The sequence below is a fragment of the Myxococcus sp. CA005 genome (assembly GCF_006518205.1).
Classification (GTDB): domain Bacteria; phylum Myxococcota; class Myxococcia; order Myxococcales; family Myxococcaceae; genus Myxococcus; species Myxococcus xanthus.
The window spans coordinates 63,953-73,378 of record NZ_SRLV01000040.1 but is presented as its reverse complement, the minus strand read 5'-3'; the positions used below and the strand labels follow the sequence as shown (position 1 = coordinate 73,378).

Annotated in this window: 4 protein-coding genes and 1 pseudogene; 2 read left to right on the top strand and 3 right to left on the bottom strand. The window is 66.4% G+C overall.

Annotation, left to right across the window (positions count from 1 at the left end; all coding sequences use genetic code 11):
• Positions 1–676: 676 nt before the first annotated feature.
• On the bottom strand, positions 677–1,948 hold the full coding sequence (locus FMQ63_RS19165) for an SBBP repeat-containing protein (RefSeq protein WP_225909530.1): 1,272 nt from the start codon (positions 1,946–1,948) through the stop codon (positions 677–679).
• A gap of 767 nt (positions 1,949–2,715) precedes the next feature.
• Entirely contained in the window at positions 2,716–4,698 is a 1,983-nt protein-coding gene (locus FMQ63_RS19160; protein WP_011556210.1) for a hypothetical protein, read from the bottom strand.
• A gap of 48 nt (positions 4,699–4,746) precedes the next feature.
• Between FMQ63_RS19160 and FMQ63_RS19155 the strand changes: the two genes are divergently transcribed.
• Both FMQ63_RS19155 and FMQ63_RS38755 read left to right on the top strand, forming a co-directional pair.
• Entirely contained in the window at positions 4,747–6,486 is a 1,740-nt protein-coding gene (locus FMQ63_RS19155) for a HEAT repeat domain-containing protein (protein ID WP_011556209.1), read from the top strand.
• Between the two features lie 214 nt (positions 6,487–6,700).
• Positions 6,701–7,419 (top strand): annotated as a pseudogene (locus FMQ63_RS38755) (IS5 family transposase); the annotation flags it as partial.
• A gap of 13 nt (positions 7,420–7,432) precedes the next feature.
• Here FMQ63_RS38755 and FMQ63_RS19140 read toward each other — a convergent pair.
• Positions 7,433–9,241, bottom strand: a complete 1,809-nt coding sequence (locus FMQ63_RS19140) for a bifunctional UDP-sugar hydrolase/5'-nucleotidase (RefSeq protein WP_011556208.1) — start codon at positions 9,239–9,241, stop codon at positions 7,433–7,435.
• Between the last annotated feature and the right edge of the window lie 185 nt (positions 9,242–9,426).

The following is a 9,426-nucleotide window of genomic DNA, read 5'->3' as shown; positions in this document are numbered from 1 at the left end:
CAACTGGAGGCAGGCTGGGGGAGGCGGGCACGGGCCCTGCAATGGGAGTGCAGGGAGGGGCGGCAGGAGCGTCGATTTGGCCCGTGGACGGGTCGAGCGCAAATCGAGTCCGTGCCGCCGTGACTCGATAGTCCACCGACGCGCGTGCAGCTGAAGCACGAATGTGGCCTCGTGCGCAGGTCGAACCTGATGAAGTCCTCGATGAGTTTCTCGAGCGTGGCGACGCTCTCTTCGCTCAGGCCGACCTGGCGGTGGGTTTGCACTCGAACTCGTCGCCCGCACGCACCACGCCGTACGGTGCTCGTCGTTCGGCGACACCTTCGGCCCTGCTCACACTTGGCGAAGCTGCGTGGGGTTTCCCTTTGCTGCTGAAAAAGAGGAAGCCGTCGAATGACTCTCTATGGAGTCGCAGCCGTTCTGAGTTGAGGGGATGCCCCGGCAAACCCACCCTCGTGCTGGCTTGGGGTGGGGGGACCTTGAGGTCCGACGCTGCGAACACCACAGGCGTTTTCAGGTGTGCGAGCAGTGGAGTGGGGCGAACGCGGGATGGCGCAGGAGCAGATGCCGGTGCATGCCGCGAGGCTGCGGCGCCCCCCGTGGCGGGCAGTCGCGAAGGGGGCCGCCGGTGCCCGTCCGGAGTGCGCGCCGGAACGGGCCGTGTGGCATTTCAGTTGAGTCAGAAGCGAGCGAGGAAGGCGTCGTAGCCGCCGGCGTTGGTGTTGCCGCCGAGGCCTCCGAAGGTGTTACCGGCCACGTAGGCGTTGCCAGCGGAGTCCACGGCCACGCCGCGCGCGATGTCTTGGAACGGGGTGCCCAGGGTGCGGGTGCCCAGCTTGGTGCCAAGCGCGTCGTAGCGGGTGAGGAAGGCGTCAAGGGAGCCAGCGGGCGGGTTGCCGTCGAGCGCGTCGGAGGTGTAGCCGACGAGCTGCACGACGTTGCTCGTGGTGACGGAGACGCCGAACGCGTAGTCGGTCTGCGCGCCACCGAGCATGCGGCTCCACTGGCGGTTTCCGGCGTTGTCGTAGCGGGCGAGGAGCACGTCGACGGTGCCATTGTTGGCGTTGCCGTCGAGGCTGCCGAACGTCTCGCCAGCGAGGTAGACGCCGCCGTCGGGGCCCACGGCGACGCTCTTGGCATCATCGAGCTCGCCCGCGTCGATTTGCCGGACCCACTGCTGGGCGCCGAGGATGTTGAGCTTGAGCAGGAAGATGTCGCTGCTCACCGGCGTGGTGGTGCCGTCGAGGCTGCCGTAGGTGTTGCCGACGACGTACACCTCGTGGGTGGGCGTGACGGCGATGCCGCGCGCCATGTCGCTCGCGGAAGTGCCGTACTGCTGGAGCCAGTACGGGTTGCCCGCCGTGTCGTAGAGGGCGACGACGATGTCGTAGTTGTTGGGGTTGCCGCCGTTGGCGAAGCTGCCGCCGGTGTAGCCGGTGAAGAAGAGCTTGTCGGGCGCGCTGATGGCGAGGCCGGTGGCGAAATCATCCATCTGCGTGCCGTTCTGGCGCAGCCACTGACGGTTGCCGGCGGCGTCGTACTTGGCGATGAAGTAATCGATGCCGCCCGCGTTGGTGTAGAAGTCGAGGCTGCCGAAGGTGGTGCCGGCCACGTACACGTTGCCGGCCTCGTCGGTGGCCACCGCGGTGGCGCGGTCCGTCCGCGCGGTGCCGAACTGGCGGACCCACTGGAGGTTCCCGGCGGTGTCGTACCGGGCGATGAAGGCGTCCTGGCCGCCGGCTTGCGGGTCGGCACCGAGCTGGCTGGTCGTCTGGCCTGCTACGTAGACGCTCGTGCCCGAGACGGCCACGGCGTGGGCCTGCTCGTCGTGGTGGGCGCCGAGCTGGCGCACCCAGGACGGGGGTGGGACCTGTGCCTCGGCGATGGAAGGCGCACCCGAGGCGCAGACAATGCCGACGAGCCCGAACATGCTCAAGAGAGGGTGTTTCATCACGAACTCCGTTTCTCAGTGGGGGAACTGAGCCGTGGCTCCGGGAGGACGCCTGACGTCCGCTCCGGGGGGAGAAGTCTGTTGCCACGGCATTCCAGGAAGACCACGAGATACGGGCGCGCGGAAGATGGGTAACGAAAGACACGCATGAGACTGTGTCTGACCCGGGTCTGAGGTGTCATGGACCCGGATGCAATTGATGCACTGGGGCAGCTTCAGCGCCGTTGCGGCTGTGACATGTGTGTTTCACCCAGGACGTGCGCCAGGCGAGGAAGTTCAGAGCGCGTGGCCTGCTTCGCAGCACAGCTTTGGTCAGGGAATTCCTGCGGCAGTGCTTGTGGCCCGCCAGCGGGCGCGCGACAGTCTCCGGCAGCCGGACGTCCATCACGCGCGAGGTCTCTTTCAGAGGTGAGGCCGTATTTCCGGCCGCGCGCGATGCCGTCCTCTACGAATGTGTGGAGGTCGGACGGCGACATCGCCTCACATGACTCCCGCCAGTGCTGGCGCACAAGGTCGCAGAGCCGCGATTCGAACCGATGGAGAGAAGCCTCTCCGAAGGCTGCCAACGGCGCCTGGCGGATAACGAGCGTCATGGAAGAGAGGATACCCATGCGCTGCCCGGAGTATCCCTCGGTCGGATGGATGCGCCGCCGCGGGGGAGGACCGGTGCTGCGCGGCGCGAGGCAGGTCGCCCTCTTGAGGGCACCGGGCGGGGGAGAGGAGGACCGCGGGCGTGTTGGAAGCCCGCGGTCCTTCGCCGCGGCTCGTTAGTCCTTCGTGCAGACGACGTCGTCGACCTGGAGGTGGTCGCGGTCGGCTTCACTGCGGCTCGGATAGAAGAACAGGCGCCAGTCACGCACGTTGCCCGTGATGCGGAAGAACACCGGCTGCCACTCGTCGCTGTCGACGGTGAGGAAGTCGGTGGCCGGGCTCCAGCCAGCGCTCGAGTAGCTGCGATGCCGGATGGTGCCGTGGCCCCGCACCCGGTACGAGCAGGAGTAGTTGCCGCTCGGGATGTTGAACTTCTCGAGCGTGAAGCGCTCGGCGACCTGGATGGGGACCACGAACTGCAGCGCCGACGAACCGCCATGCACCGCCGCCGTGTAGCGCACGAGTCGCGACGGCCTGATCTCCGTGCCCGGGTCGGCGATGCCGTTGTCGAGCCCGTACCAGTAGTCCGGGATGAGATGGTTGCCGTGGTAGGGGATGTAGGTGGTGCTCCAGCTTTCGAATCCACCATTGAGGATGATGTTCGCGGGGTGGTCGGCGGACACGCAGCGTCCGGTCGCCGTGTCGCAGGCCGGCAGCTCACCCACGCAGTCGTACGTGGTGAAGCAGGCTCCCGCGGACAGCTCGCACACGCCGCTCGTGGGGTTGCAGCTCGTCGCCGGGTGGTTGCACACGACGCCGGCGCAAGGGTCGCCTTCGACGCAGAGGTGGCTGGCCGTATCACAGACCGGCGTCTCCGGCGTCCCCGCGCAATCCGCGTGGCGGGTGCAGCGGTCGGCGGCGACCACGCACGTGTTCGTCTCGTCGCAGGCCTGCCACTCGCTGCAGTCCTCGGCAGCGTTGCACCGGCCGGCGAGCGGCTCGCAGGTCGCGGTGGCATTCACGCAGCGCTCCCAGGACTCGCAGCTGACCGCGTCACACGGCTCGGCGGCCCGCGTGCAGCGCACGTCATCGATGCTCAGGTGCTCGCCGCTGGTGTTGCGGATGCTGAAGATGAGCTCGAAGGTGTCGAAGACCTCATTGGCGAGGTTGAAGCTGTACGCCACCTGCGTCCACGTCGCGCTGTCGACGGCCGTGTAGGACGAGTAGCTGGAGTAGTCGTCGTCGAAGAAGGCGTTTCGAACTTCGCCGGTGCCCCGCGCCTGGAAGGTGCAGGCGTAACGGCCCGCGGGCATCGACTTCGCTCCGGTGGTGAAGCGCCGGTGCGTCCCGGAGGTGTTGGTCAGGCGGACCGCGTTCACGCCCTCGAAGGCGTTCGTGGTCACCTTCTGCACGCTGTCCGACGTGATGTTCGACTTGCTCCCGAGCCACATCTCCGGAAGCGCACCGGGCCACTCTTCGAAGCCCCAGTTGTCGATGACGCTCACCTCGGGCTCCACACCCGCGTCAGGCGTCTCACTCCCGGCGTCCGGGATTTCCTCGCCCGCGTCCGGCGTCTCGCTGCCGGCGTCCGGAATTTCCTCACCTGCGTCCGGCGTCTCGCTGCCGGCGTCCGGGGTTTCCTCGCCCGCGTCCGGCGCTTCTTCACCCGCGTCCGGTGTTTCCTCACCGGCGTCAGGCGTCTCCTCCCCCGCGTCCGGCGTTTCGCCGCCCGCGTCCGGTCGCGTCTGGCCGGCGTCAGGAGTCACTACGGGATCCGAATCCCCCCCGCAGGCGGCCACAAAGACCAGCAGCGAAGTCAGACACATTCGAAACAACGTCAAAGCAATCCTCCGGTTCGCGGAAACTGGCTTCTCGTACCACACTTCCCGCAAGCGAGACCGAGCCGGCCCCCACGGTGGCGCTGTGTCTGCCTCATGGTGCGGAAGAATTCTGAGAGTCCGATGCTTTCTTGGTTCTTTCGAGCTGGGTGGGCGCGTTCTTCCCCAGAAGGCCCCACACGGCGCACCTGGAGACCAAGGTGGGCGCTGCCGCGAGCGGGCTGCGCGCAACTTCAAACGGGTCGACGAGGGCGTGGCATGCGCGGGGAGGGCCTGTCGCCACTGAATGGAACCCCTTGATGCAGAGCAACCCTGGCGCAATGTTGGCGTCGGGGATTCATCCCTCGCTCACGTCCTGGAGGCAGGTAAATGAACGCCGCGCTCATCGTCGCGCTCGCGCTGGCCAGCGCACCCGTGCCTGGCGGCAGCACCTCGCTTCAGCAGCTCGTGGAGCGCATCCCCGAGGTCGTCGATGACGGCGGCGGAATCGGCACGGACGCGCAAGAACTCGCGAGCCGCATCCAGGCGCATGGCGCGGCGGCGATTCCGTACCTCCTCCCGCTGTTCAGGGAGGAATCGGAGCCCATTCGTGACTTCGCGGGCTACATCCTGCGCGACCTCGAAGGGCTGACCGAGGAACACCTCAATGCCCTCATCCAGGCCCGGCTTCATGGGGACGGATGGATTCCTCCCGCCATCGCTCGCATTGGAACCCCCCGCGCCATCGCATTCCTCGTCGAAGACCTCAAGGATGAGCCCCAGACGCAATCGCAACTGACTCATGCCCTGGTCATCGCGGGCCGCAAGGCAGCCGCCTTGCTCGCCGAACCCTTTGGCGCGGCGGCGCCCGTGCACGAACTCTACGCCAGCGCGGTGTGCGAAGTGTTCCATGAGATGGGGTCCAACTCGGGGCCCGCCGTTGCGCCCCTCTTGAGGGTGGCGACCGGGGGCGAGTCCCTCCTTGAAAATCAGGCCCATGCCATTCAGGTGCTGGGCTGCATCGGTCCCTCCGCTGCGGCGGCGGTGCCCGCGCTGCAGGCGCTGCGCAAGAATGCCGCCCTGCGAAAGACGGTTGATGGCGCGCTGATGCGCATGGGGCCTGCTGCCGCCACTCCCGTCTTCGTCGAGCACCTGCGCACGAAGCCCACGGTGTACCTGCTTCGCGACCTGGCGGAACTCCGCGAGCGGGGGAAGGGGGCGGGCAGTGCGGTTGTCGCGCTTCTGAAGAACGAGGACCCTCAGTTGCGCTTCGCCGCTGCGCGAACGCTTGGCTACATCCAGTTCACAGCCGCGACCGACGCGCTCATCACGATGCTGGGCGATGTCAGGGACTGGAGGATGGCCTTTGCCGCGGCCGAATCGCTCGGAAGGCTCCGGGCCACGCGGGCCTTGGCACCGCTCAAGGCCGTCGCGACGAAGCACTGGGCGCCACCTGTCCGCGACGCTGCTCGCAAGGCCACGAAGGTCATCAATGGCAAAGAGACATACCCGGCGGGCAACCCGAACTTCGCGTTTGAGTACTTCGCTGGCGACCGCATGCGCTTCGACCAGCAAGCATCCCTCGAACCGGCACTGGTTGCGGCGCCGGATGAACTCCCTGAAGCTTCATTCGGGCCATTGACGTACGAGAGCGAGGTCCGCTCGGTGGGGGTGGATGGGGAGCGTCGCACTCCCATCAAACAGGCACCGCAGTTCGGATTGCGCGTTTCGAATGGGCATCTGGTGGGGGCAAGTCGGGGTGAGTGGGGTGGAGAACTCATGCACATCCCGACTGACGCCGCCGCGAAGAAGATTCTGGACGCCAACGCCACTGGCATCCACAAGGTCGGCGAACACATCGTCGCGGTGACGGGCCTGTCCCATATCGTCACCAACGACGGGATGCTGTACCGGATTGTTCCCCGTGACGGGGCCTACGTGGCGGAGCCGTGGCGGGTACTCCCGGGTGCACCGCGACGCTCAGGGCTGCTATCCGATGGGCGCCTCTTCGTCTCCTGCCTGGGCGCGGATGTAGTCATCACGCCCGAGGGAGACATGCGGCTCGCCACCCCAGAGAATATCTCTGGCACGCAGGAGCAGGCGCCACCCGCTCCGCCCCGGCGCAAGTGAGCTTCGCGCCGGAGACCGGGCGCACCTGAACGGCGTGCGCCCGGCCCCGCGTGAAATCAGCGTGTGCCTAGGGGCTGTCCCTGATCTCGTGTTCGAGAGTCGACCCGGCGTGCCGGCCTTTCTGGCACGTTGGGGCAGGGCCTCAATCGGAGTTGCTGCCTGGCGCTAGGCATGATCAACGCGGGCTGTGCGCCGACATGAACTGAGCGATGTCGAGTGGAGCCGCATCGAGCCCCTGCTGGGCTCCAGGACGGGCCCTCGCTCGAAGCGAGGGGACCGTGACTTCATCAACGCCGTGGTGTGGCGGGTGAAGACCGGGGTGCAATGGCGGGATTTGCCCGAGCGGTTCGGTCACTGGAAGACGGTCTACAATCGGTTCCATCGCTGGACGAAGACTGGGCGCTGGGAAGCCATCTTCAAGGCGCTGCGGCTCGATGTGGATGAGCTTGGCTCCCTTGCTGACGCATCGGTCGTCCGGGCGCATCAGGACGCCGCGGGCGGAAAAGGGGGATCCGAAGCAATGCTTTGGGGCGTTCTCGAGGAGGTTTTTCAACGAAAGTTCACGCCGTCACTACGACGGGAGGTAAGCCGCTCCACGTCGCGCTGACGCCCGGCCAGCAGCACGAGTCCACAATGGCCGAAGAACTTATGGTGCACGCCGAGGGCGCCGCTTTCATTGCGGATACCGGCTATGACGCCGACCGCATCCGCGCCAACGTTCGAAAGCTCGGGATGAAGCCTGTCATCCATTCAAACCCGAGCCGTAAGCGGGCGTTGCCGTTAGACCGCACCCTGTACCGGATGCGCTACCGGGTGGAGTGCTTCTTCCACGATCTCAAGCGCTTTCGGGCCGTCGCCACCCGCTATGACAAGACGGCGACGAGCTACCTCGCCGTCCTGCACGTCGCATCCATGCTTCTTTGGCTGCGCTAATCAGGGACAGCCCCTAGTCCACGGTCTCCACGGTCAGGCACTTCGCCGGGCCGAACGTGGCCGCGTAGTACGGCGTGTAGAGGTCGGGCCCGAGCGTGAAGTTGCAGGTGTTCACCGCGTCCGGCGACAGCCCCTGGTTCTCCTGCAGGTAGCGCGCGACGTAGTCCCGCACGCCATCCGCGGACGTCCACAGCACGCGGCCTTCCTTGAACATGCTGTACCCGCCACCACCGCCCGCGCGGTAGTTGTTGATGGCGACGATGAAGACCTGGTCGTCAGTGACTTCATTGCCCTTGAAGCGCAGGTGCGTGGTCCGCGAACCCGCGGGCTTCGTCAGGTCATAGCCGTATTCGATGTGCGAGTAGAGGTCCCAGTTGTAGTCCGCGATGGAGGGCGAGGTGGCCTTCGCCTCCGCGGGCGTCTGGGGCAGGTTGGCCGGGTCAATGGTGGTGAAGTAGTTGGCGTTCATCTCCACCGCGCGCCGGAGGATGGAGCCGTTGATTTCCATGACGTACAGCGTGTTGTCGTAGATGTAGACGCTGTAGGCATCGCGCAGGGTGACGTCTCCCTCGGGCAGCGAGACATCGTTGGTGAAGATGGCGCCCAGGGACAGGTCCACGGCGAAACCGGCTTCGAGCGCGGCCTGCTCCTGCACGATGTTGATGAGGTCCCCCAGCGGGCCGTCCACGTAGCGTCCGGCGAAGCCGCCCGGGAACACGCCGGTGGTGGTGCCAATCTTCTGGTTCACGTAGGCGACCGTCGTGTCGTGGTGGACCTGGGTGCTCTGGGTGACGGCGGCATCCGCCGCCACCGTGTCGTCCACGACGTGGAGTTGGGCGTCATGGGTGTTCACGCCCCATCGCTCGCCATCCCAGGTGACCTGGAGCTGGACGTCGGCCAGGTGGCTCCCCCAGCGGTTGGGCTGCGTGAGGAGGACCTCGCCACCGTCCACGTTCCGCAGCAGCATCTTCGGAATGGGCTGGTGCGTGTGGCCCGTGAGGAGGACATCCACGCCGGGGACCTGCTGGGCAATCTGGACGGCCTGGTTCTCTCCAGGGAGGTTGCCCCGGTCCGCCCACTTCGAATCATCCGCGTAGTCGGCCAGCCACGATTCGGGGTTGCTCGCGCTGCCGGTCGGCTGCCGGTCGGGACCGCTGTGGATGGCCACCACCACCACGTCCGCGCCGGCTTCCTTCATCCGCGGCACGTAGTCCTTCGCCGTCTGCAGCGGGTCATCGAAGCGCAGGCCGGCGATGTTCTCCGCGCGCTCCCACGTCGTCACGCCAGGCGTCACCAGTCCGAGGATGCCGACCTTCACGTCACACACCGTCTTGATGATGTAGGGCGTGAAGGCCTCGGAGCCGTCCGCGCTGTTGCGCACGTTGGCACCAAGCAGCGGGAAGTTGACCTCGTTCTTGAACTTGTTGAGGACGTCCTGGCCGAAGTTGAACTCGTGGTTGCCCAGGGCCATGGCGGCATAGCCCATCTCGTTCATGGCGGCGGCCATGGGATGCTGGGGCGTGTTGTCCACCAGGGAATAGTAGGTGCCCAACGGTGAGCCCTGGATGGTGTCGCCCGTGTCGACGAGCAGCGTGCAGTCCGGGTTCTTCTCCCGCTCCTGCTTGACGAGCGTGGCCACCTTGGCGACGCCGCGCTTCGCGTCGGGCTTCCCGGAGAAGTAGTCCCACGGGAAGATGTTCGTGTGCAGGTCGCTCGTCTGCAGCAGCGTCAGCGTACGAGGGGTGGTGTCGGGCGGGGGCTCGTTGCCGGGCCCTGGATCTTCGCTGGAGTCGCAAGCCGTCAACAGCGAGCAGGCACCCACGAGGCAAAATGAAGTCGTGCGCAACGCGCGCGCCCAGGTAGGAAAACGCATCAGGAAACCTCTACAAAGTTGAATGCCGGGAAGAATCTCCCAGCAGGGCGAGACCCTAACTCATGCCTCTGTCATCCCCGGCGAGGGGAGGTTTCGCCAGGCGCTCGCTCGAGCGGCGGCTCTCAAAGTCCCGC